Below are 21508 nucleotides of genomic sequence, written 5' to 3' on the forward strand. Positions count from 1 at the left end.
AGCTTCCCGCCTACTCCCCGCGCCCGGCGAGATCGGCGATGCGGCGAAGCTGGGCGGCCCGCTCGGCGGCCTCCTGCTCGCCGAACGTGCGCCCCGCGGCCTGCGCGATGAGCGCCTTGATCTCGATCACGGCGTCGCGCGGGCCCTCGAGGACGGCGGCGGCGAGGTCGCGGGCGGCGGCGTCGAGCTCCTCCCGCGGTACCACCACATTGGCCAGGCCGATCTGGGCCGCCTCGGCGGCCTGCACGCGCCGCCCGGTGACGCACAGCTCGAGGGCCTTGGCGTAGCCGACCAGCTCGACGAGGCGCTTGGTCCCGCCGAGGTCGGGCACGAGGCCGAGCTTGATCTCGGCCATGCTGAACGAGACGTCCTCGGCGGCGACGCGGAAGTCGCAGGCCAGGGCGAGCTGGAACCCGCCGCCGATGGCATGGCCCTGCACGGCGGCGATGGAGATCAGCGACGGCCGCCGCAGCCAGGCGAAGGCCTCCTGGAACGTGGCGATCTGCGCGTCGCCGTCCGGCGCCGCGACCAGGGCGCCGAGGTTCTGCGCGGCGGCGTTGCGATCGAGGCCGGCCGAGAACGCGCGGCCCTCGCCGCGCACGATCACGACGCGCACGTCACCCGGCAGTGTCCGCCCGAAGTCGCGCAGGTCGGCCCAGAGCGCGGGAGTCATGGCGTTGAGGACCTGGGGCCGGCACAACGTCACCGTCGCGACCGGCCCGTCGAGGTCGAATCGCGCCTCTCCCGAATCGGGATCGGCGCTTGCCGAGGAGGAGTTGGCGCTCACGCCTTCTTGCGGCGCCGAGCGCCGCCACGCTGACGAAGCTGAACGCCGGATTCGGTCAGCACCCGGTGCACGAATCCATAGGAACGGCCGGTGGAAGCGGCGAGTGCGCGGATACTCTCACCGTTGGTGTACCGCTTCACGAGGTCCTTCGCCAGCGTCTGCCTTTCGGCGCCGACGATCCGGCGACCCTTCTCGGTGCTGGTGGTGGCGGTGGCTGCCATGCTGATCCCTCACGTCCCAGACAGAGCGGTTGGTGCGGTCCCACCTATTAGACCGCCTCGAACGATCATGCGCTAGATATCGACGGGACGCCAACCGACACGCAGAGCATTGTCGCCTACCCGATACCGTGATGCGCCGTGATGAGCGAACCGCCCGCCGACCCATCCTCAGGTGCGCACCGTGAGCGCCGCGATGCGCTCTGTTGGCTGCTGATCGCGCTCGGCGGCCTGCTGCTCGCCGCCGTTGCGGTGCAGCTGGACGCCCGTCTGGGCACCGCCAGCGCCCCCTTCCTCGGCAGGTACAAGATCAGGATCGGCGCGGGCACGATCCTGGCGCCCGCCGTGGCCGCCGCGGTGCTCTGGCTGGCCGCGGCGGGCCGGTTCACCCGGGTGAGGTGGCCCGAAATTCAGCTATTCGGGTACGCGGCCGGCCTCGCGTGGGCTATTGCTTTGGCGCTTGTCGATGGCTGGTCGGGCCTTACGAAAGCCCTCGGGTCCCCCGAGGAATATCTGGGCGACGTAAGCCAGGTGGGTGCCGAACCACTGACATACCTCAGACATTTCACGGCCGACCCTTCGTACCACTCGGTAGCCTCCCGCGGCCATCCGCCGGGCCCCGTGCTCTTTTTGTGGGCGCTGCAACGAATCGGCGTCACCGACCACATTGTCCTCGGTTTCCTGATCACCGCGGTATCGGTGCTGACGATTCCGCTCGTGCTTGCCGCGGTGCGCGACTCGGTCGGCGAGGAGGCCGCCCGGCGGTACCTTCCGGTGCTCGTACTGGCCCCTTACGCCATCTGGACGGCGGTCAGCCTCGACGGCCTGGTGGCCGTGCTGGGCGCCGCGGCGATCGTCTCCGGCCTGCGCGCGAGCCGCCGCCGGGTGCGCGGCTGGGCGTCGAGCGGCTGGGGCGTCCTGGCCGGCCTGCTGGTCGGCCTGGCGTCGCTGTTCTCCTACTCCGCGCCGTGGCTGGGCCTGTCCCTCGTCTGCGTGTACTTCGCCCGCCGCCGCGCCTCGCTCAACGTCCTGAGCGGCTTCGGCGCGCTCCTGCCGGTCCTGGGCGCGCAGCTGCTCGGCTTCGGCTGGGCGGACGGCCTGGTTGCGGCGGAGACGGACTACGCCAGCCGCGTCGCGCCGTACCGCTCGGTGCTGTGGTGGAGCGCGATCAGCGTCGTGGTGCTGTTCCTGGCGGCCGGCCCGCCGCTCTACGCCAGCGCCCGCAAGGTCCGCAACACGGCGATGTGGCCGTTCCTGGCCGGCGCCGGCGCCGCCGTGGTGTTCTCGATCGCCGCCGGCCTCGCGCGGGGCGGCGTCGAGCACGCCTGGCTGCCGTTCTTCCCCTGGCTCACGGTCGCCGCGGTCGCGCCGGAACGCCCGGCCGGCGACCCGCCGCCCGCGCCGCTCCTGCTCGCCGGCCTGGGTGCCGTCGTCGCGGTGATCGTCGAGGGCGTGCTGATCACACCCTGGTAGAAGCACATGGCTCGGGTCCGTGCAACCAGGGGAACGTTCCTCCCGCGAGGAATCCCGACGTCCGTCGTGACAAGAACACCGCGGCCGCGCAGCCGCCATGGAGGGCGGCGCCCCCGCCCGCCCCCGAGCGGACGCCAGGGCCGCGAAGCGCGACAAGCAACCCCAGCCCCTGCGCGGAGCGCGACAAGAGACCGCGAGTGGACGCCAGGGGCCTGAAGCGCAGCAAAAGTGGCCGCGCAGCGGCCATGGGGGCCGCGGGGTGGGAACCCCCCGCCCGCGCCCGAGCGAAGCGAGCGCCAGGCAACGCTTTCAGCTCAGGCCAGCTCGACGAGCTCCAGCAGGTCGTCGCTCCACGCGTCCTCGACGCCGTCCGGGAGCAGGATCGCGCGATCCGGCTTGAGGGCCTGCACCGCGCCCGGGTCGTGGGTGACGAGCACGATGGCGCCGGGGTACCGCGCGATCGCGTCCAGCACCTGCTCCCGCGACACCGGGTCGAGGTTGTTGGTCGGCTCGTCGAGCAGCAGCACGTTGGCGCCCGAGCAGACCAGGGTGGCCAGCGCCAGCCGGGTCTTCTCGCCGCCGGAGAGCACCCCGGCCGGCTTGTCGACGTCGTCGCCGGTGAACAGGAACGCGCCGAGGATCTTGCGCAGCTCGGTGTCGTTCTGCTCCGGCGCGGCCGAGCGCATGATCTGCAGGATCGTGCGGTCCACTTCGAGCTGCTCGTGCTCCTGGGCGTAGTACCCCCGGCGAAGGCCGTGGCCGGGCGTCACCTCGCCGGTGTCCGGCTCGAGCTCGCCCGCGAGCATCCGCAGCAGCGTCGTCTTGCCGGCGCCGTTGAGGCCCAGGATGGCCACCCGGGAGCCGCGGTCGACGGCGACGTTGACGTCCATGAAGATCTCGAGCGAACCGTACGACTTCGACAGCCCGCGCGCCGTCAGCGGCGTCTTGCCGCACGACTGCGGCTCGGGGAAGCGCACCTTGGCGACCTTGTCGGCGGCGCGGACCTCCTCGAGGCCGTCCAGCATGCGCTCGGCCCGGCGGGCCATGTTCTGCGCGGCGACGGTCTTGGTCGCCTTGGCCCGCATCTTGTCGGCCTGCGCCATCAGCGCGCCGGCCTTCTTCTCGGCGTTGGCCCGCTCGCGGCGCCGGCGCTTCTCGTCGGTCTCGCGCTGCTGCTGGTACAGCTTCCAGCCCACGTTGTAGAAGTCGATGGTCGAACGGTTGGCGTCGAGGTACCACACCTTGTTGACGATCGCGTCGAGCAACTCGACGTCGTGGGAGATGACCACGAGCCCGCCCTTGTGGCTGGACAGGAAGCCGCGCAGCCACGAGATCGAGTCGGCGTCGAGGTGGTTGGTCGGCTCGTCGAGCAGCAGGATGCCGCCGCCGGTGGCGCTCGCGTCGCGGAACAGGATCCGGGCCAGCTCGATGCGCCGGCGCTGACCGCCGGACATGGTGCCGATCGTCTGGCCCAGCACCCGGTCGGGCAGGCCCAGGTTGGCGCAGATGCGGGCGGCCTCGGCCTCGGCCGCGTAGCCGCCCAGCCCGGCGAACTGGTCCTCGAGCTGCCCGTAGCGGCGGATGAGCTTCTCGTCGTCGCCGAGGCGGTGCTCGAGCGCCTTCATCTCGGCGTAGATGGTGTCGAGGCCGCGCGCGGACAGGACACGGTCGCGGGCGGTCACCTCGAGGTCGCCGGTGCGCGGGTCCTGCGGCAGGTACCCGACCGGGCCGCGCCGGTCGACCTGCCCGGCGTGCGGGGTGCCCTCGCCGGCGAGCACCTTGAGGGTGGTGGTCTTGCCGGCGCCGTTGCGCCCGACGAGACCGATGCGGTCACCGGGCTGCACGCGCAGGTTGATGTCGCTGAGCAGGATGCGCGCGCCCGCGCGCAGCTCAAGGCCGTTTGCCGTGATCACAGGAGGAACTCGCTCTCGAAAGCAGAAGGGACGGAAAAAGGACAGACTCCGGGCGCACAGCCTCGGGTCACTCCCTCTGCGTGATCACGGCCGCTATTCTACCGTGCGACCCCGCTCGCCCCGCCACACGATTACGTCACAAGATCAATGGGTACCTGGCGCCATATCTCCTGAGGTTCAGCCAGATCGATACAACCCCCGACCTTGAGGTGTGCCATGGAGTTCAACGACGATGCCGATCTCGACACCAGCCAGGTCAGTGACCAGCGCGGGTCCGGCGGTGGCGGATTCGGCGGCGGCGGTGGCGGCGGCTTCGGCGGCCTGGGCGGCCTCCCGATCCCCATCGGCGGCGGCAAGGTCGGCTGCCTGATCACGATCGTCATCCTCGCCATCGTGGTGTGCGGCGGCTACTTCGGCCGCGGCATGCTGGGCGGCGGCGGGGGCAACAGCGGCCAGGGCGACAACACCAACATCAACCAGCAGTGCGACAAGTCGAACAAGGACCGCTTCAAGAACGCGGACTGCCGCAACGTGCTGTACATCAACTCGGTGCAGGCCTACTGGAAGACCGAGATGCCGGCCGCGTTCGGCAAGCAGTACACGCCGGCCAAGACCGTCTTCTTCAGCAACCGGGTGAACACCGGCTGCGGCGCCGCCGACTCCGGCGTCGGCCCCTTCTACTGCCCCGCGGACAGCCAGGTGTACATCGACCTGACCTTCTACAACGAGCTGTCGAGCCGGTTCGGCGCCACGGGCGAGTTCGCCGCGCCGTACGTGCTCGCCCACGAGTACGGCCACCACATCCAGAACCTCCTCGGCACCAACGCCCAGGCGCAGCAGGGCGCGAACTCGGCCTCGGTGCGCCTGGAGCTGCAGGCCGACTGCTACGCCGGCACGTGGGCGAACCACGCCACGGAGACGAAGGACCCGCAGGGCGACGCGCTGTTCAAGTCGATCACCGAGCAGGACGTGGCCGAGGCCGTCCAGGCCGCCGAGTCCATCGGCGACGACACGATCCAGAAGAAGGCCGGCGGCCGCGTCAACCCCGACGCCTTCACCCACGGCACGTCGGCCCAGCGCAAGAAGTGGTTCCTGCAGGGCTTCAACACCGGCGACCCCCGCCAGTGCGACACCTTCCACGCGAGCACCCTCTAGTCTCGGACGGCGTGGACGTCGTCGCACGCCTGCAGGACGTGTACGGCGCGGCCGCCGACCCCGGGCAGGCCGCGCCGATGCGCGCGTACATGCGGGACCGCTTCGAGTTCCTCGGCATCCCGAGCACCCCGCGCCGCGCGCTGAACCGCGAGGTCCTGCGCGGCGCGCCGGTGTTCACCGAGTCCTCGCTGTGCGAGATCGCGCTGGCGTGCTGGGCGCTGCCGGAGCGCGAGTACCAGTACTTCGCCTGCGACCTGCTGCGCCGCGACGCCAAGCGGCTCACACCGGCGGCGATCCCGGTGCTGCGCACGCTCATCACCACGAAGCCGTGGTGGGACACGGTCGACACCCTGGCCGCCCACACCGTCGGCCCGCTGGTCGCCGCCCACCCGGCCGTCGTGTCCACAATGGACGCGTGGACGGCCCCCGGCACCGACCTGTGGCTGGTGCGGACGGCGATCCTGCAGCAGTTGCGGTACCGTGGCGGCACCGATTTTGCTCGTCTGGCCCGCTATTGCGAGGCCTGGTCCGCCGAGCGCGACTTCTTCATCCGCAAGGCGATCGGCTGGGCCCTGCGCGAGCACGCGAAGACCGACCCGGCCGCGGTGCGCCTTCGTGGCCACGCACCCCGGCCTGTCCCCGCTGTCGGTCCGCGAGGCCCTGAAGAACCTCTAGCGCGGCAGCACCAGCAGGATCGCCAGCACCGCGATCACGGCGCTGGATGCGAGCGCGGTCCACAGCCGCCCGCGCGGGCCTGTCAGGAGCCGCCCGAGCAGCGACCCGCTCCCCGCGAGCACGAGCTGCCAGCTGGCCGAGGCGACGAACGCGGCCAGCACCCAGAGCGTCTCGCCGCCCGCGGACAGCCCGTCGTCGGCCCGGCGGCCCAGGACGAGCGCCCCGAAGTACACGATGGTGGCCGGATTGAGCAGCGTGAGCCCGAGCAGCGTCAGGTACGCGCCCAGCGGCCGCCCCATCCGCCCGTCCGCCTTGCGCGCGGTGGCCCCTTCCCGTCGATGCCGCAGCGCGTCCCCTCCGGTCTTCACCGCGAGGGCCAGCAGCACGACGGCGGCGACCCACCGCAGGACCCCGGAGATCGGCGCGATGACCCCGGCGAGCGCCGCCCCGCCGAGCACGGCCACGACGGCGTAGATCCCGTCCGCGGTGGCCACGCCGAGCGCGGCCGCGGCCCCGACCTTCCAGGACGTCCGCGCGGCGAGGGTGGCGATGAGCGCGCCGATGGCGCCGACGGGCACGGCAACCCCGTACCCGGCGAGGAGGCCGCTCACGACCACCTCGCCGAACCCGGCGCTCACGCCTGCTGCTTGCGGCTCGCCTCCGTCGGGATGCCGGCCTGTCGCTTGACCCCTTCGCCGGAGGCGAGGGATTCAGGCAGCGGCAACATCCGGAGACGACTCATGCCGGCGATGATGCCCGCCGCGCCGCTGCCAGCGCCAACGATTTACGCCGTCGGCTCTGGCTGCTGCGGGCCGCCGCTGCGCGGCCCTTCGGCGTGCGCCGGTCATTGATATGTCGGGCGCTTCGCGCCACGACATATCCGCATTTATGTCGCGCTGGGCGATAAGTCCGATAAGTCGTGGCACGGAGTGCCCGACTTATCGGGTTTAGGCGGTTTGCACGGACAGCCGCTCGAGCCGAAGCGGGTTTGCACCGGCAGCCGCTCGGGCCAAAGCGGGTTTGCACGGACAGCCGCTCGAGCCGAAGCGGGTTTGCACCGGCAGCCGCTCGGGCCGAAGCGGGTTTGCACGGACAGCCGCTCAGGTCGAAGCGGGTTTGCACGGACATCCGCGCGCGGGTTCAGCGCAACCCGAAGTCCCGGCGCCGACCGAACCCGCCTGCGCTGCCCGAAGCCCCGCGCGAGCCAAGGGCCCGGCGCGCAAGCCGAAGCCCGCGCAAGCCGAAGACCCGCGCAGGCCAAGGGCCCGGCGCAAGCCGAAGACCCGGGCAAGCCGAAAGCCCGGCGCCCGCGCGCACGCGGGGCCGGGCCCGAGGCGACGAGCGCGAGGTCAGACGTTGAAGCCCAGCGCGCGCAGCTGGTCGCGCCCCTCGTCGGTGATCTTGTCCGGGCCCCACGGCGGCAGCCAGACCCAGTTGATGCGGATGTCCGACACCAGGCCGCCGCCCGGGCCGGTGCACAGGGCCTGCCGGGCCTGGTCCTCGATCACGTCCGTGAGCGGGCACGCGGCCGACGTCAGAGTCATGTCGAGCGTGGCGACGTTCTCCTCGTCGACGTGGATGCCGTACACGAGGCCGAGGTCGACGACGTTGATGCCCAGCTCGGGGTCGACGACGTCCTTCATCGCCTCTTCGATGTCGGCCAGAACCGCGGTCATGGGGTCTCCTCAGCAACAGGTGCAACAGCGGCGCCGGCCCGGGCCAGCGCGTCCTTGTAGGCCATCCACGGCAGCAGCGCGCACTTCACGCGGGCCGGGTACTTCGCCACGCCGGCGAACGCGACCGCGTCCTCCAGCACCGCCTCGTCCGGCTCGACCTCGCCGCGGCCGCCCATGAGCTCGGCGAAGGCCTCGTGGCGGCGCAGGGTGTCCTCGATCGCGGCGCCCTTCAGCAGGTCGTACAGCACGCTCGCCGACGCCTGGCTGATCGAGCAGCCCATGCCCTCGTACGAGACGTCGGCGACGGTGCCGGCCTTGAGCGACACGCGCAGCGTCACCTCGTCGCCGCACGTCGGGTTGACGTGGTGGGCCTCGGCGTCGTAGGGCTCGCGCAGGCCGCGGCCGTGCGGGCGCTTGTAGTGGTCCAGGATGATCTCCTGGTACAGCTGATCGAGCTTCATCAGGCGAAGACCTTCCGGACCCGCTCGATGCCCCGGATCAGGGCGTCGATCTCGTCGGTGGTCGTGTACAGGTAGAACGACGCGCGGGTCGTCGCCGGCACGCCGAAGCGCACGCAGGTCGGGCGGGCGCAGTGGTGGCCGACGCGCACCTGCACGCCCTCGTCGTCCAGGATCTGGCCGACGTCGTGCGGGTGCACACCCTCGACGGTGAACGAGATCGTCGCGCCGCGGTCCACAGTGGACGTCGGGCCGATGATGCGCACGCCGGGCACCGACTGCAGGGCGTCCAGCGCGTAGGCGGTGATGACCTTCTCGTGCGCCATGACGTTGTCCATGCCCAGGGCGCCGAGGTAGTCGACGGCCGCGCCGAGGCCGACGGCCTGGGCGATCGGCGGGGTGCCGGCCTCGAAGCGGGCCGGCGGCGGCATGAATGTCGTGCCGGTCATCGACACCGTCTCGATCATCGAGCCGCCGCCGAGGAACGGGGGCATCGCGTCGAGCAGCTCGAAGCGGCCCCACAGCGCGCCGATGCCGGTCGGGCCGAGCATCTTGTGGCCGGTGAAGGCGACGAAGTCGGCGCCGAGCGCGGCGACGTCGACCGGCACGTGCGGCACCGACTGCGAGCCGTCGAGCAGCACGAGCGCGCCGGCCTCGCGGGCCTTCGCGACGATCGTCTCGACCGGGTTGATCGTGCCGAGGATGTTGGAGTAGTGCACGAACGCGACGAGCTTCGTGCGCGGGTTGATCAGCTCGTCGATGTTCGACAGGTCGAGCCGGCCCTCGTCGGTCATGCCGAACCACCGCAGGGTCGCGCCGGTGCGCTGGCAGAGCAGCTGCCACGGCACGATGTTGGAGTGGTGCTCCATCTCGGTCACGACGATCTCGTCGCCGGGGCCGAGGCGCAGGCGCGGGTCGTCGGCCACGGCGGTGAACGCGTGGGCGACCAGGTTGATCGCCTCGGTCGAGTTCTTCGTGAAGACGATCTCGGCCGCGGTGGGCGCGCCGATGAAGCCCGCGACCTTCTCGCGGGCCCCCTCGAAGGCCTCCGTGGATTCGGTACCCAGGGTGTGCACCGAACGGGCGACGTTCGCGTTGTGCCGCTCGTAGTGCTCACGCACCGCGTCGATCACCTGGCGCGGTTTCTGCGAGGTGTTCCCCGAGTCCAGGTAGACCAGCGGGTTGCCGTTGATCTGCCGGTCCAGGATGGGGAAGTCCTTGCGGACGGCCTCGACGTCGAATGCGTTCAACATTGAACCCCTATGCGATGTGGGCCGCGCCGGCGCCGGCCTGGTAGCGCTCGTACCCGGTGGTCTCGAGCGACTCGGCGAGCTCGGGCCCGCCCTCTTCCACGATCCGGCCACCGACGAACACGTGGACGTAGTCGGGCTTGATGTACCGCAGGATGCGCGTGTAGTGCGTGATGAGCAGCAGCCCGGTGTCGCCCTGCTCGCGGACCCGGTTGACGCCCTCGCTCACGATGCGCAGCGCGTCGATGTCAAGGCCCGAGTCGGTCTCGTCGAGCACCGCGATCTTCGGCCGGAGCAGCTCCAGCTGCATGATCTCGTGGCGCTTCTTCTCGCCGCCGGAGAAGCCCTCGTTGACGTTGCGGTGGGCGAACTCCGGGTCCATCTGCAGCTTCTCCATCGCGCCGCGCAGCTCGCCGCCCCACGTGCGCACCTTCGGCGCCACCCCGTCGATGGCCGTCTTCGCGGTGCGCAGGAAGTTGGTCACCGAGACGCCGGGGACCTCCACGGGGTACTGCATGGCGAGGAAGAGCCCGGCGCGGGCGCGCTCGTCGACGCTCATCGCGAGGACGTCCTGGCCGTCGAGGGTCACCGCGCCGCCGGTGACCTGGTACCGCGGGTGGCCCGCGATCGAGTACGCCAGCGTGGACTTGCCGGAGCCGTTGGGCCCCATGATGGCGTGGGTCTCCCCCGCCCGGACGGTCAGGTCGACCCCGGCGAGGATCGGCTTGAGCTCACCGTCGGGCAGCTTGACCGAGACCTGCAGGTTGCTGATCGAAAGTTCGCTCACTTGAAGACTCCGTTGCTCGGATGCAGATCGATATAGACGTCGCCGTCGCGGACCTCGACGGGGTACACCGGAACCGGCTCGGTGGCGGGAAGCCCGGTCGGCTCGCCGGTGCGCAGGTCGAAGCGCGAGCCGTGCAGCCAGCACTCCAGGGTGCAGCCCTCAATCTCGCCCTCCGACAGCGGGACCGCGGCGTGCGAGCACTCGTCGTAGACGGCGTAGAAGTTGTCGTCGTCGGCGTGGACCAGCGCGATCTCGGTCCCCTCGACCGTGACCTGAACGGCCTCGCCCTTCGCGACCTCGGCGGCCGCACAGACCCGGATCACGCCGCCGCCTCCGCTTCGCTCGGCCCGCTCACGCGCCGGCCTCTTCCAGCCGCGCCTCGATCGCCGTGCCGAGGCGGTCGCGCAGCTCCTCGACCGGGATCTTCGCCAGCAGCTCGTGGAAGAAGCCGCGCACGACGAGCCGGCGGGCCTGCTCGTCCGGGATGCCCCGGGACATGAGGTAGAACAGCTGCTCGTCGTCGAAGCGGCCGGTCGCGCTCGCGTGCCCGGCGCCGGCGACCTCGCCGGTCTCGATCTCCAGGTTGGGCACCGAGTCGGCGCGGGCGCCGTCGGTGAGCACCAGGTTCCGGTTGACCTCGTACGTGTCGGTGCCCGTCGCCTCGGCCCGGATCAGCACGTCGCCGACCCACACGGTGTGCGCGTCGTCGCCCTGCAGCGCGCCGCGGTAGGCGACGTAGCTGCGGCAGTCCGGCACCGAGTGGTCGACGAGGAGCCGGTGCTCGAAATGCTGGCCGGCGTCGGCGAAGTACAGCCCGTAGGCATCGATCTCGCCGCCGCGGCCGGTGTAGTCGACGCTGGTGTACTGCCGGACGAGGTCGCCGCCGAGGCTCACCTGCACGTGGGTGACCTTGGCGTCGCGCCCGATCCGGAAGCGCACGTGCTGCGCCTGTACGGCGTCGGCGTCCCAGTCGGTGACGGTGACGAGGGTCAGCTGGGCGCCGTCGCCGACGAGCACCTCGACGTTGTCCGCGAGGGTGACCGATCCGGTCTGCTCGAGCACGAGCGTGCCCTCGGCGAACCGGCCGACGTCGACGACGGTGTGCCCGAAGGCGATCTCGGTGGTCGTGCCGGCGAGCCGCACGAAGGCCGCGTCCCCGAGCCTGGTCTCGGGGGCCAGGGCGATCAGCAGCGCCTCGGCCGCCGAGCCGGCGGCGAGCGCGCTGATCCGGTCGAACGGCGTCAGTGCCGAGCCGACCCGGGCGTCGCCGCGGTCGATCGTGGCCACGGTGACCCCGGCCGGCAGGTCGCCGACCTCGACCTTGGGCGCGGTTGCGCCGGCGCCCACCTCCGCGGTGGCGAGGCCACGCAGGCGCTTGAGTGGCGTGAAGCGCCACTCCTCCTCGCGCCCGGTGAGCGCCGGGAAGTCCGACACGGAGAACGAGCGCACCTGCTGCGCCCGTGTCTTCGGGGGAACCAGAGCGGGTGCGCTCATCCGACCGCGCCCTCCATCTGCAGCTCGATGAGCCGGTTGAGCTCCAACGCGTACTCCATGGGCAGTTCCTTCGCGATCGGCTCGATGAAGCCGCGCACGATCATGGCCATCGCCTCGTCCTCGGTGAGGCCGCGCGACATCAGGTAGAACAGCTGGTCGTCGCTGATCTTCGACACGGTCGCCTCGTGCCCCATCGAGACGTCGTCCTCGCGGATGTCGACGTACGGGTACGTGTCCGAGCGCGAGATCGTGTCCACGAGCAGCGCGTCGCACTTCACCGTGGACTTCGAGTGGTGCGAGCCCTCCAGCACCTGCACGAGTCCGCGGTACGACGTGCGGCCGCCGCCGCGGGCGATCGACTTCGACACGATGGTCGAGGAGGTGTGCGGCGCGGCGTGCACCATCTTGGCGCCGGCGTCCTGGTGCTGGCCCTCGCCGGCCATCGCGACGCTGAGGACCTCGCCCTTGGCGTGCTCGCCGGTCATGAAGACCGCCGGGTACTTCATCGTGACCTTGGAGCCGAGGTTGCCGTCGATCCACTCCATCGTCGCACCCTCGTGGCACACGGCGCGCTTGGTGACCAGGTTGTAGACGTTGGTCGACCAGTTCTGGATGGTGGTGTACCGGCAGCGGGCGTTCTTCTTCACGACGATCTCGACGACCGCGGAGTGCAGCGAGTCCGACGAGTAGATCGGAGCCGTGCAGCCCTCGACGTAGTGCACGTACGCGCCCTCGTCGACGATGATCAGGGTCCGCTCGAACTGGCCCATGTTCTCGGTGTTGATCCGGAAGTACGCCTGCAGCGGGATCTCCACGTGCACGCCCTTCGGCACGTAGATGAAGCTGCCGCCGGACCAGACCGAGGTGTTGAGGGCGGCGAACTTGTTGTCCCCGACCGGGATCACGGTGCCGAAGTACTCCTTGAAGAGCTCCTCGTGCTCCTTGAGCGCGGTGTCGGTGTCGAGGAAGACGACGCCCTGCTCCTCGAGGTCCTCGCGGATCTTGTGGTACACCACCTCGGACTCGTACTGCGCGGCCACGCCCGCGATCAGCCGCTGCTTCTCGGCCTCGGGGATGCCCAGCTTGTCGTAGGTGTTCTTGATGTCCTCGGGCAGGTCGTCCCAGCTCGCCGCCTGCTTCTCGGTGGAGCGCACGAAGTACTTGATGTTGTCGAAGTCGATGTGCGACAGATCCGCACCCCACGCCGGCATCGGCTTGCGGTCGAACAGGCGCAGGCCCTTCAGCCGCAGGTCGAGCATCCACTGCGGCTCGGACTTCTTCGCCGAGATGTCGCGCACGACGTCCTCGTTGAGCCCTCGGCGCGCCGAGGCCCCCGCGGTGTCGGAGTCGGCCCAGCCGTACTCGTACCGGCCGAGACCGGCAAGCTGATCGGCAGTCGTCATCTCACGATCCTTTGCCTATCGGGACGGGCGCCGGGCTGGAACCCGGGCCGGAATATGGGTGGTGCAGACACCGTCGCCGTTGGCGATGGTGGCGAGCCGCTGGACGTGCGTACCCACAAGGCGCGAGATCACCTGCGTCTCGGCCTCGCACAGCTGGGAGAATTCCGCGGCGACGTGGGCCACCGGGCAGTGGTGCTGACACAGCTGCCCGCCGGTGGCGATCGTCGTCGCGCCGGCAGCGTAGCCCTCGGCGGTCAGGGCCCGCGCGAGCGCCTCGGCCCGGGCTACGGGGTCCTCCCCCGCCTCGGCCATGGCCGCGCGGCACCGCTCCTCGAGCCCCGCGACCTGCGCGGCGGCGAACGCGGCCACCTCGGCCGGCCCGCCGTGCTCGGCGATCCACCGCAGCGCCGAGGCCGCGAGCCCGTCGTACGTGTGCGGCAGCGCCTCGCGCGCGGCCGCGGTCAGCGTGAACACGCGCGCCGGCCGCCCCCGCCCGCGTCGCCCGCGATCGGGCCGCTCGCGGCTCTCCACGAGCCCTTCGGCGAGCATCGCGTCGAGGTGCCGGCGCACGCCCGCCGGGCTCAGCCCGAGGGCGAGCCCCAGCTCGGTGGCCGTGGCGGACCCCTCCTGCAGCAGCAGCTCGGTCACCCTGTCGCGGGTGCGGACGTCGAGCGCGGCCGACGGAGGGCACGCCTCGGCAGGGTCGTCCGGCACAGGCGCGACAACCCGCACCTGCGCACGCGACACTGCGTCAGCGTTTTTCACAACACCAACGTTACGTAATTCGCGAACTCCGGGCAAACCACCGCTCGGGTGATCCACCGCACGGAAGGTAACCCTAACCAAACCGACCCTGCACCCGGCCGGCACCTCAACCGTGCCACGCGGGCCGGGGTGGGGAGCTGCGAAAAGTCGGGCGCTGGCGCGCCACGACTTTTCGGATTTTTCGCCTGCCGGGTCATAAATCCGTTTTGTCGGAGTCCGTGGCCCGCACCAAACCGGCCGCCGAAGTCCCCCATCCTGCGGCGACGACGACCGTCGGCCACCGCCCGCCGGCCGAAGCACCCGCCGCGACAGCCATCGCCGGCCGAACCCGCGAGGTCCGATTCGTACCTTCCAGCCCGCCCCGGCGACGTTTTCGCTGCACCGCTCGCACGATCACACCCCGCAGCCGCGCCCGGAGACGCGCGCCGCCGGGCCGCTTCGCGCCGCGGATCGCTACCGCGAGTCAGCCGGCGGATCCACATCCGCCAGCCAGGGCGCGGATCGACACCACGAGTCAGGGCCACGCTTCGCCGCCTCCATGAACAAGCCACGCCCGGACCGGCCAGCGAAAGCGGCATGCCCGATTTATGACCTGTCAGGGTATAAATCCGACAAGTCGTGGCACGGAGTGCCCGACTTGTCGGGAAAACCCAGCGCGGCCGAAAGGGCAAGCGCATCGCCAGGAAGGTCGAGTGCACCACCGGCAAGACGAGCGCGTCGCCAGGAAGAAGCCGAGCCCCGGCCGGACCCCGGCGGGCGGTGGGCGGGCCGATATGTAGCCGCGCGTAGTATCGCCGCCGTGGGACGAATCGTGAGCTGGGTGAACGAGTGGCTCGAGCGGCCCGCGGCGCTGCGCCGGGCGGCGTTCGCGTTGCTCGCCGCCAACATCGGCATCGTGTGCACCGGCGGGCTGGTCCGGCTCACCGGCTCCGGGCTCGGCTGCCCGACCTGGCCGCGGTGCACCGACGAGTCCTACGTGACCACGTCCGCGATGGGGTACCACGGCGTCATCGAGTTCGGCAACCGCACGCTCACCTTCGTGCTCAGCGTGTTCGCCGTTGTGGCGCTCGCGGCGGCGTGGCGGCAGCGGCGGCGGGGGCCCAGGACGTTCCGCGGGGCCTTGTGGGTGCTCGGCGGCATCGCGGCGCAGGGCGTGCTGGGCGGGATCACCGTGCGGATGGCGCTCAACCCGTGGACGGTCGCGGCGCACTTCCTGCTGTCCATCGCGCTCATCGCGGTCGCGTTCCTGTTCTGGTACCGCAGCAAGGACGAACCCCCGCGCTGGACCGCGCCCCGCGCGATGCGCACCGCCGGGATCGTCATCACCGCGGTCTCCGCCGCCGTGCTGGTGCTCGGCACCGTGGTGACCGGCAGCGGGCCGCACTCCGGCGACACCCGGGCCAGCCGCACCGGGTTCGACCCCGAGGCCATGTCGCAGCTGCACGCCGACGCCGTGTTCGTGCTCGTCGGGCTGTCGGTCGCGATCTGGTTCGGGCTGCGCGCGCTCGGGGCGCCGCTGCGGGTCACCCGCGCCGCGGCGGTCCTCGTCGCCGTCGAGCTGTCGCAGGGCGTGGTGGGCTTCGTGCAGTACTTCACCGGCCTGCCCTGGCCCGTGGTCATCCTGCACATGCTGGGCGCCTGCCTGGTCTGGACGGCGACGCTCAACCTGCTGGTGTCGCTGGCCCCGCCGAAGTCCCAGAAGGCTCAGGAGCGCGACCACTCGCTGGCCAGCACCGCGTAGCGCACGTCGTCGGTCCACTCGCCCTTCCAGAACTGGCTCTGGATCTCGTACGCCTCGCGGCGGAAGGCCAGGCGCTCCAGCAGGCGGGCCGAGCGGTCGTTGCGCGCGTCCAGCGAGGCGTGCACGCGGTGCAGGCCCTCCTCGAGCAGCAGGTGGTCCACGACGCGGCGGACGGCCTCGGCGGCGTACCCCTGCCGCTGGAACCCGGGCGCGAGCGTGAAGCCGAGCTCGGCCTGGCGGCCCTCGTCGTGGCGGTTGACGCCGACGTCGCCGACGAGGGCGCCGTCGCCGCGGCGCTCGATCGCGTACTGGAACCAGCCCTCGGCCCGCGGGTCCCGCTCCCCGACGGCGGCGACGAAGCGCTCGGCGGCATCGAGGGGGAACGGCGCGTCCCAGCCCTGGTACCGGGCCACGTCCGGGTCCGAACGGTAGGCGGCCAGGGCGGGGGCGTCACCGGCGCGGAAGCGGCGCAGCAGCAGCCGGTCGGTCTGCAACAACACCAGCCGACTGTACGGCGAGCGCCCCGGCCAGCAGCCCCAGGGCGCCCGACGCCATGAGCCGCACGCCGAGCACGTGGGGCCGCATCGGGTAGCCGAACCACGGCCAGGCCAGGTGGTGATCGCCGGCGCCGTAGGTGACGAGGACGCCGGCCGCGGCGACCGCGCCCGCCACGCCCCAGAAGCGCAGCGGGCGCCGGGGCACCGCCGGCGGCTCGCCGTGCCACCGGCGCAGCAGGTGGCGGCGCCCGCAGTACCAGATGAACAGCGGCATCAGCAGCAGCGCCGAGTCGTCGCTGGCCTGGCGGACCGGCCACCACGCGGCGACCGGGCCGTACGGGTGGGTGACGAGGTCCCACAGCAGGTGGCTGACCGCGCCGAGCAGGGCGGAGCCGGCGGTGACGTACCACGGATGCCGCACCCGCCCGAGCACCCCGTACTCCCGCAGGAACCCCGGCAGGTGCGCGGCGACGGCGGGCGCGCCGCGGCGGGCCAGCCACGCGACCGCGACGGCGGCGGGCAGGCTCCACCACAGCAGCGCGGCGACGGTGTGGGTCGGGATGCGCACGCCGATGCCGTCGAGGGCGTAGGCGAAGTCGGGGGCGCAGGCGCCGGTGGCCAGGGCGACCCCGTCGAACCAGCGGGGGCGCCACAGCTTCAGCGGCAGGACGGCGAGCGGATGCGTCGGCAGCGTCGAAGGCACGCACCCACTCTGGCCGCAAAGATCCGCAAATCCGGGCGCGTGCACCGGATCATCACGAAGCTCTCACAACTGCGGATTGCCGGGTTGTAAATTCATCTGCACTTTCTGGTACGCGCGATGAATGATGTGCAACGCTTTTGCAATGGGTCACACCGAACCGCTCGTCATGCAGATCTACTGTCGCCTGGAAGTCGCGGTCACCGATCCGGAGGTCGTGGCCAAACTGGCCGGACAGCAGCTGCGCGAGGCCGACATCGACTGGTCGCGCCGGGAGGAGGACCTCGAAGAGGCGGTCCATCAGCTTGAGTCGGATCTCACACAGGCATTGGCGTGCGTGATTGAACACGATCGGATGATCGAACACCTGCCAGGAGTCGAGCCCCGGGGCGGGGTGGCGTTCACGGCATTCGGCAAGCCCGATGATCGCTTCCGCCCCGGGTTCACGGACTTCCTGTAAGGCTAGAAGGGGTACTGCGCGATAGTGCCCCGCATCGTTATCCAGCGCAGGTCGGTGAATGCGTCGATGTTGCCGGAGCCACCGGCCCGCGCCCCGGTGCCCGAGTCGCGCACGCCGCCGAACGGGGCCACGGCCTCGTCGTTGACCGTCTGGTCGTTGATGTGCACGATCCCCGTCGGGATCCGCTCGGCCAGCGCCAGGCCGCGCATCGCGTCGCCGGTGAGGATGCCCAGCGACAGCCCGAGCTCGGAGGCGGCGGCGAGCGCGACCGCCTCGTCCTCGTCGGCGAAGCGCACCACCGGCGCGACCGGGCCGAAGACCTCGTTCGCGTAGGCGGGCGCCGTCGTGGCGACCCGGTCCAGCACCGTCGGGCGGTAGAACAGCTCCTCGTAGCGGCCGCCGGCGGCCAGCCGGGCGCCGCCGTCCACGGTCGCGGTGACCAGCGCGTGGACCTTGTCCCGCTGGCCGGCGTCGATGAGCGGGCCGAGCGCGACCGGCTGGGTGTGCGGGTCGCCGACGGGCAGCGCGTCGGCGTGCGCGGCCAGGCGGGCCACGTACTCGTCGGCGATCGACTCGTGCACCAGGTGCCGGCCGGCGGTCATGCAGATCTGGCCCGAGTGCAGGTACGAGCCCCACGCCCCGGCCGAGACGGCCCGGTCGAGGTCGGCGTCGGGCAGGTCTCGACGCCGGCCTTCGGCGGGATGGAACCGGCCTCGCGGACCAGCCACTCCTCGACCTCCTTGGCCCGGGACTCGAACAGCGCCCCGGCGCGGCGCAGCACCCCGGCCCGCTCCTCGAACGGCGCCGCCGCCCACGCCCGCTGCGCCTCAGCGGCCGCGGCGCAGGCCGGCCCGACGTCGCCGGGCGCGGCCAGCCCGACCGTGCCGAGGACCGCGCTGGTGGCCGGCTCGATCACGTCCCTTGTGCCGGCGCCGAGCGGCGTCTCCACCAGAAAGCTCACAGATCCCACCTCGCTTCGTTGCGACCGTGTTCGTATCGCGCACAATAGTTCGCGTGGCGCCCCGAGCGTCGCAAGGTTGCCCAAGCTGCCGATTTCCGGGTGAGGGCCCCGATAGGCTCGTCATTCGGCCGACACAGAGCGCGGGGATCGCATGGGTGCTACGACAAGCCTCTTCGGCGAGGTGCTGGCGCGGGGCGAGGTCGCCACCGCCGTCGGCGACGATGCGTGGCTGACCGCCATGCTGCAGGTCGAGGCCGCCCTCGCCGAGGTGCAGGCGTTCACCGGGCTGCTGGAGCAGGAGGCGGCCGACGCGATCGGCGCCGCCTGCGCCCGGCCCGAGGCGTTCGGCGTCGCCGCCATCGGCGCGGCCGCCGCGGCGAGCGGCAATCCGGTGGTACCGCTGGTCGCCGCCCTGCGCGCCGCCGTGCCCGAGGCCTGGTCCGGCGCCGTGCACCGCGGCGCCACCAGCCAGGACATCCTCGACACGGCCGGCATGCTGGTCGCCTCGCGGGCGCTGCGGCCGCTGCTGGCCGACCTCGGCGCCTGCGCCGACCACGCCGCCCGGCTGGCCCGCGAGCACCGCGACACCCCGATGATCGGCCGCACCCTGCTGCAGCAGGCGGTGCCGACCACGTTCGGGCTCAAGGCGGCGGGCTGGCTCGGCGGCCTCGACGCCGCCCGGCGCCGCCTCGAGCAGGTACAGCGGGAGCGGCTCGCCGTGCAGTTCGGCGGGGCGGCCGGCACCCTCGCCCCGTTCGGCGACGCCGGGCCCGACGTGGTCGAGGGCCTGGCCACCGTGCTCGGGCTGAACGAGCCGGCCGTGCCCTGGCACACCGAGCGGACCCGGATCGCCGACCTCGCCGGCGCCCTCGGGTCGGCGGCCGGCGCGGTCGCAAAGGTGGCCCGGGACCTCACGCTGCTGGCCCAGAACGAGGTGAACGAGGTCTCCGACAGCTCCCCCGGCGGCTCGTCGGCGATGGCCCACAAGCGCAACCCGATCGCCGCCGTCTGCGCGCTGGGCTGCGCCGGCTCGGCGCCCGGCCTGGTCGCCAACCTCCTCGCCGCGATGGCCCACGAGCACGAGCGGGCCGCCGGCGCCTGGCACGCCGAGTGGCGCCCGATGCGGGAGCTGCTCGTCGCGACCGGCTCGGCCGTCTCCTGGCTGCGCGCGGCCCTGGAGCGGCTGCTGGTGCACCCCGACGTGATGCGCGACAACCTGGCCCGCAGCGGCCTCACCGGCGACCTGACCGCGACCGGCCCCCTGGTCGACCGGGCCCTGGACGCGTTCGGGGCGAAGCGGTGAACCCCGCCGGCGACGTGCACCGGCGGGGTGCCGAGGTGCGGCGCGAGGTGCTCGGGCCCCTCGCCGAGCGGCCGCCGAAGCCGTTCGCCGAGCCGTTTCGCGAGTGGGTGCTCAACGCGGCCTGGGGCAGCGTCTGGGACCGGCCGGGGCTGGACCGGCGCACCCGCAGCGCCGTGACCCTCGCCGCGCTGGTCGCGCTGCGCTGCGACGACGAGCTCGCCATGCACGTCGAGGCCGCGCTGCGCAACGGCCTGACCCGCGACGAGATCGCCGAGGTGCTGCTGCACGCCACCGTGTACGCCGGGGCGCCGGCCGGCAACGCCGCGTTCGCCACCGCCGCCCGCGTGCTCGAGGAGCTGGATCGGCGCGAGGATCGGGCGTGACGCAGGAGCCGCGCGGCCCCGACTTCGTGCAGTCGCTGGAGCGGGGCCTGGCCGTCATCCGCGCGTTCGACGCCACCCGGCCGCAGCTCACGCTCAGCGAGGTGGCCGCGCTCACCGGCGTGACCCGGGCCGCGGCCCGGCGGTTCCTGCTGACGCTGGGCGAGCTGGGGTACGTGCGCAGCGACGGGCGGCAGTTCTCGCTCACGCCGCGGGTGCTCGAGCTCGGGTACGCGTACCTGTCCGGGCTGTCGCTGCCGGCGGTCGCCGAGCCGCACCTGGAGACGCTCGTCGCCGAGGTCAACGAGTCCTCGTCGGTGTCGGTGCTCGACGGCGCCGACATCGTCTACGTCGCCCGGGTGCCGACCGCGCGCATCATGACCGTGATGATCAGCGTCGGGACGCGCTTCCCGGCGTACGCCACCTCGATGGGCCGCGTGCTGCTGGCCGGACTGCCCCCGGCGGACCTCGACGCGTTCCTGGCCTCGGCCCGCCCCCGCCGGCTGACCCCGCACACCGTGCCCGAAGCCGCCGCCCTGCGCGCCGAGATCGAGCGGGCCCGCGCGCAGGGCTGGGCGCTCGTCGACCAGGAGCTCGAGGAGGGGCTGCGCTCGGTGGCGGCGCCCATCCGGGACCGGGCCGGGCGGGTCGTGGCCGCGCTGAACCTGTCCACGGCGGCGAGCCGGCGCACCGCCGAGGAGGTCCGCCGCGACCTGGTGCCGCCGCTGCTGGCCGCCGCGGCCCGCATCGAGCGGGACCTGCCGCCAACCCGCAAGCGCCCGTGATGCGTTCATCCATGCATGGAGTACGGAAAGGTGCGGCTTCGAGCCGAGGGCATCTGCAAGCGGTACGGGCGCCGCAACGTCCTGCAGGACGTCGGCCTCACGGTCCACGCGGGGCAGGTGGCGGCGATCGTCGGGGCCAACGGGGCCGGCAAGTCGACGTTCCTGAAGATCTGCGCCGGGCTGGTCGGCGCCGACGCGGGCACGGTCACCGTCTCCGGCACCGTCGGGTACTGCCCGCAGCAGGCCGGCCTGTTCCCGTTCCTGCGCCCGGACGAGCACTTCGAGCTCTTCGGCGCCGCGCGGGGCGCGAGCCGGCCGGCGGCGCGCCGGTCCGGGCGGCGCATGGCCCGCCGGCTGTCGTGGGACGCGAGCGAGCCGGTCGCGGCCCGGCACCTGTCGGGCGGCACGCAGCAGAAGCTGAACCTGGTGCTGGCCGCGCTCGGCGACCCGGACCTGATCCTGCTCGACGAGCCGTACCAGGGCTTCGACCGCGGCTCGTACACCGACTTCTGGGAGTGGGTGTTCCGCTGGCGGGCGGAGGGCCGCGCGGTCGTCGTGGTGACCCACATGCTCAACGTCCTCGACCGCGTCGACACGGTGCTCGACCTCACGCCGGTGGGAGTGTGA

General features: G+C 72.1%; 23 protein-coding genes and 2 pseudogenes. 9 read left to right on the forward strand and 16 right to left on the reverse strand.

The features are described 5' to 3' along the window. Positions 1-10: 10 nt before the first annotated feature. Positions 11-718: pseudogene (locus ACQEVU_RS40315) on the reverse strand (enoyl-CoA hydratase/isomerase family protein); the annotation flags it as partial. Positions 719-783: 65 nt separating this feature from the next. After that, the gene (locus ACQEVU_RS40320) at positions 784-1008 is read right to left on the reverse strand and encodes a helix-turn-helix domain-containing protein (protein ID WP_033359767.1); all 225 of its coding nucleotides are present in this window, start codon (positions 1006-1008) and stop codon (positions 784-786) included. A 141-nt stretch (positions 1009-1149) separates the two neighbouring features. Here ACQEVU_RS40320 and ACQEVU_RS40325 point away from each other — a divergent pair, with 141 nt between their 5' ends. Beyond that, a complete protein-coding gene (locus ACQEVU_RS40325; protein WP_433333244.1) occupies positions 1150-2478 on the forward strand; it encodes a hypothetical protein in 1329 nt (442 codons plus the stop codon). Positions 2479-2792: 314 nt separating this feature from the next. Here the strand turns inward: ACQEVU_RS40325 and ACQEVU_RS40330 are convergent, their stop codons facing one another. Beyond that, a complete protein-coding gene (locus tag ACQEVU_RS40330) occupies positions 2793-4391 on the reverse strand; it encodes an ABC-F family ATP-binding cassette domain-containing protein (protein WP_433333246.1) in 1599 nt (532 codons plus the stop codon). Between the two features lie 216 nt (positions 4392-4607). Here ACQEVU_RS40330 and ypfJ point away from each other — a divergent pair, with 216 nt between their 5' ends. After that, positions 4608-5546, forward strand: a complete 939-nt coding sequence (ypfJ, locus tag ACQEVU_RS40335) for a KPN_02809 family neutral zinc metallopeptidase (RefSeq protein WP_433333248.1) — start codon at positions 4608-4610, stop codon at positions 5544-5546. 89 nt (positions 5547-5635) lie between these two features. Next, positions 5636-6097, forward strand: a pseudogene (locus ACQEVU_RS40340) (DNA alkylation repair protein); the annotation flags it as partial. A gap of 120 nt (positions 6098-6217) precedes the next feature. Here the strand turns inward: ACQEVU_RS40340 and ACQEVU_RS40345 are convergent. From ACQEVU_RS40345 to ACQEVU_RS40385, 9 genes are all read right to left on the reverse strand, one after another. After that, positions 6218-6859, reverse strand: coding sequence for a LysE family transporter (locus ACQEVU_RS40345; protein WP_433333250.1), 642 nt, complete (start codon positions 6857-6859; stop codon positions 6218-6220). Positions 6860-7570: 711 nt separating this feature from the next. Beyond that, entirely contained in the window at positions 7571-7897 is a 327-nt protein-coding gene (locus ACQEVU_RS40350) for a metal-sulfur cluster assembly factor (protein ID WP_238011286.1), read from the reverse strand. Beyond that, the gene (sufU, locus tag ACQEVU_RS40355) at positions 7894-8358 is read right to left on the reverse strand and encodes a Fe-S cluster assembly sulfur transfer protein SufU (RefSeq protein ID WP_433333252.1); all 465 of its coding nucleotides are present in this window, start codon (positions 8356-8358) and stop codon (positions 7894-7896) included. The genes ACQEVU_RS40350 and sufU overlap by 4 nt, the downstream gene beginning before the upstream one ends. Then, complete coding sequence (locus ACQEVU_RS40360) at positions 8358-9608, reverse strand: cysteine desulfurase (protein ID WP_433333254.1); 1251 nt, start codon at positions 9606-9608, stop codon at positions 8358-8360. The genes sufU and ACQEVU_RS40360 overlap by 1 nt, the downstream gene beginning before the upstream one ends. A 7-nt stretch (positions 9609-9615) precedes the next feature. Continuing rightward, on the reverse strand, positions 9616-10392 hold the full coding sequence (gene sufC / locus ACQEVU_RS40365) for a Fe-S cluster assembly ATPase SufC (protein WP_433333256.1): 777 nt from the start codon (positions 10390-10392) through the stop codon (positions 9616-9618). Beyond that, positions 10389-10715, reverse strand: coding sequence for a bifunctional 3-phenylpropionate/cinnamic acid dioxygenase ferredoxin subunit (locus tag ACQEVU_RS40370; RefSeq protein ID WP_433333258.1), 327 nt, complete (start codon positions 10713-10715; stop codon positions 10389-10391). Before ACQEVU_RS40370 ends, sufC begins: the two co-directional genes overlap by 4 nt. A 28-nt stretch (positions 10716-10743) precedes the next feature. Next, complete coding sequence (gene sufD / locus ACQEVU_RS40375; RefSeq protein ID WP_433333260.1) at positions 10744-11886, reverse strand: Fe-S cluster assembly protein SufD; 1143 nt, start codon at positions 11884-11886, stop codon at positions 10744-10746. Next, positions 11883-13289: a Fe-S cluster assembly protein SufB gene (gene sufB / locus ACQEVU_RS40380; protein ID WP_433333262.1), complete on the reverse strand. Its 1407-nt coding sequence runs from the start codon at positions 13287-13289 to the stop codon at positions 11883-11885. Before sufB ends, sufD begins: the two co-directional genes overlap by 4 nt. 15 nt (positions 13290-13304) lie before the next feature. Beyond that, positions 13305-14054, reverse strand: coding sequence for a helix-turn-helix transcriptional regulator (locus ACQEVU_RS40385; protein WP_433333264.1), 750 nt, complete (start codon positions 14052-14054; stop codon positions 13305-13307). A 799-nt stretch (positions 14055-14853) separates the two neighbouring features. Here ACQEVU_RS40385 and ACQEVU_RS40390 point away from each other — a divergent pair. Beyond that, positions 14854-15795 (forward strand): COX15/CtaA family protein, encoded by a 942-nt coding sequence (locus ACQEVU_RS40390; RefSeq protein ID WP_433333266.1) that lies wholly within the window; start codon positions 14854-14856, stop codon positions 15793-15795. Here ACQEVU_RS40390 and ACQEVU_RS40395 read toward each other — a convergent pair. Beyond that, a complete protein-coding gene (locus tag ACQEVU_RS40395; protein ID WP_433333268.1) occupies positions 15759-16295 on the reverse strand; it encodes a GNAT family N-acetyltransferase in 537 nt (178 codons plus the stop codon). The two genes, ACQEVU_RS40390 and ACQEVU_RS40395, sit on opposite strands and share 37 nt — an antisense overlap. Continuing rightward, positions 16246-16995, reverse strand: coding sequence for a DUF4184 family protein (locus ACQEVU_RS40400; RefSeq protein WP_433333270.1), 750 nt, complete (start codon positions 16993-16995; stop codon positions 16246-16248). The genes ACQEVU_RS40395 and ACQEVU_RS40400 overlap by 50 nt, the downstream gene beginning before the upstream one ends. A 142-nt stretch (positions 16996-17137) precedes the next feature. On the opposite strand from ACQEVU_RS40400, the gene ACQEVU_RS40405 reads away from it, so the two are divergent. After that, a complete protein-coding gene (locus tag ACQEVU_RS40405; RefSeq protein ID WP_433333272.1) occupies positions 17138-17452 on the forward strand; it encodes a hypothetical protein in 315 nt (104 codons plus the stop codon). 2 nt (positions 17453-17454) lie between these two features. Here the strand turns inward: ACQEVU_RS40405 and ACQEVU_RS40410 are convergent, their stop codons facing one another. Together ACQEVU_RS40410 and ACQEVU_RS40415 are read right to left on the reverse strand one after the other, a co-directional pair. Further along, positions 17455-18129, reverse strand: coding sequence for an aldehyde dehydrogenase family protein (locus ACQEVU_RS40410; protein WP_433335268.1), 675 nt, complete (start codon positions 18127-18129; stop codon positions 17455-17457). After that, a complete protein-coding gene (locus ACQEVU_RS40415) occupies positions 18051-18413 on the reverse strand; it encodes an aldehyde dehydrogenase family protein (RefSeq protein ID WP_433333274.1) in 363 nt (120 codons plus the stop codon). Before ACQEVU_RS40415 ends, ACQEVU_RS40410 begins: the two co-directional genes overlap by 79 nt. A gap of 151 nt (positions 18414-18564) precedes the next feature. Between ACQEVU_RS40415 and pcaB the strand changes: the two genes are divergently transcribed. Genes pcaB through ACQEVU_RS40435 form a run of 4 tightly spaced genes read left to right on the forward strand, consistent with a single transcriptional unit; the run spans position 18565 to position 21508 of the window. Next, positions 18565-19716 carry a 3-carboxy-cis,cis-muconate cycloisomerase gene (pcaB, locus tag ACQEVU_RS40420; RefSeq protein ID WP_433333276.1) on the forward strand — a complete coding sequence of 384 codons (1152 nt, stop codon included), beginning with the start codon at positions 18565-18567 and terminating at the stop codon, positions 19714-19716. After that, on the forward strand, positions 19713-20099 hold the full coding sequence (locus ACQEVU_RS40425) for a carboxymuconolactone decarboxylase family protein (RefSeq protein WP_433333278.1): 387 nt from the start codon (positions 19713-19715) through the stop codon (positions 20097-20099). Before pcaB ends, ACQEVU_RS40425 begins: the two co-directional genes overlap by 4 nt. After that, positions 20096-20881 carry an IclR family transcriptional regulator gene (locus tag ACQEVU_RS40430; RefSeq protein ID WP_433333280.1) on the forward strand — a complete coding sequence of 262 codons (786 nt, stop codon included), beginning with the start codon at positions 20096-20098 and terminating at the stop codon, positions 20879-20881. Before ACQEVU_RS40425 ends, ACQEVU_RS40430 begins: the two co-directional genes overlap by 4 nt. A gap of 15 nt (positions 20882-20896) precedes the next feature. Continuing rightward, the gene (locus ACQEVU_RS40435; RefSeq protein WP_433333282.1) at positions 20897-21508 is read left to right on the forward strand and encodes an ATP-binding cassette domain-containing protein; all 612 of its coding nucleotides are present in this window, start codon (positions 20897-20899) and stop codon (positions 21506-21508) included.

Source organism: Dactylosporangium sp. CA-139066, from assembly GCF_050936175.1.
GTDB lineage: Bacteria > Actinomycetota > Actinomycetes > Mycobacteriales > Micromonosporaceae > Dactylosporangium.

Coding starts and splice junctions, on each gene's coding strand:
- ACQEVU_RS40350 (WP_238011286.1), bottom strand. CDS start 7,897: ATGACCGCGGTTCTGGCCGACATCGAAGAGGCGATGAAGGACGTCGTC.
- ACQEVU_RS40360 (WP_433333254.1), bottom strand. CDS start 9,608: ATGTTGAACGCATTCGACGTCGAGGCCGTCCGCAAGGACTTCCCCATC.
- ACQEVU_RS40320 (WP_033359767.1), bottom strand. CDS start 1,008: ATGGCAGCCACCGCCACCACCAGCACCGAGAAGGGTCGCCGGATCGTC.
- ACQEVU_RS40325 (WP_433333244.1), top strand. CDS start 1,150: ATGAGCGAACCGCCCGCCGACCCATCCTCAGGTGCGCACCGTGAGCGC.
- ACQEVU_RS40405 (WP_433333272.1), top strand. CDS start 17,138: ATGGGTCACACCGAACCGCTCGTCATGCAGATCTACTGTCGCCTGGAA.
- ypfJ (WP_433333248.1), top strand. CDS start 4,608: ATGGAGTTCAACGACGATGCCGATCTCGACACCAGCCAGGTCAGTGAC.
- sufD (WP_433333260.1), bottom strand. CDS start 11,886: ATGAGCGCACCCGCTCTGGTTCCCCCGAAGACACGGGCGCAGCAGGTG.
- ACQEVU_RS40435 (WP_433333282.1), top strand. CDS start 20,897: ATGGAGTACGGAAAGGTGCGGCTTCGAGCCGAGGGCATCTGCAAGCGG.
- sufU (WP_433333252.1), bottom strand. CDS start 8,358: ATGAAGCTCGATCAGCTGTACCAGGAGATCATCCTGGACCACTACAAG.
- sufB (WP_433333262.1), bottom strand. CDS start 13,289: ATGACGACTGCCGATCAGCTTGCCGGTCTCGGCCGGTACGAGTACGGC.
- pcaB (WP_433333276.1), top strand. CDS start 18,565: ATGGGTGCTACGACAAGCCTCTTCGGCGAGGTGCTGGCGCGGGGCGAG.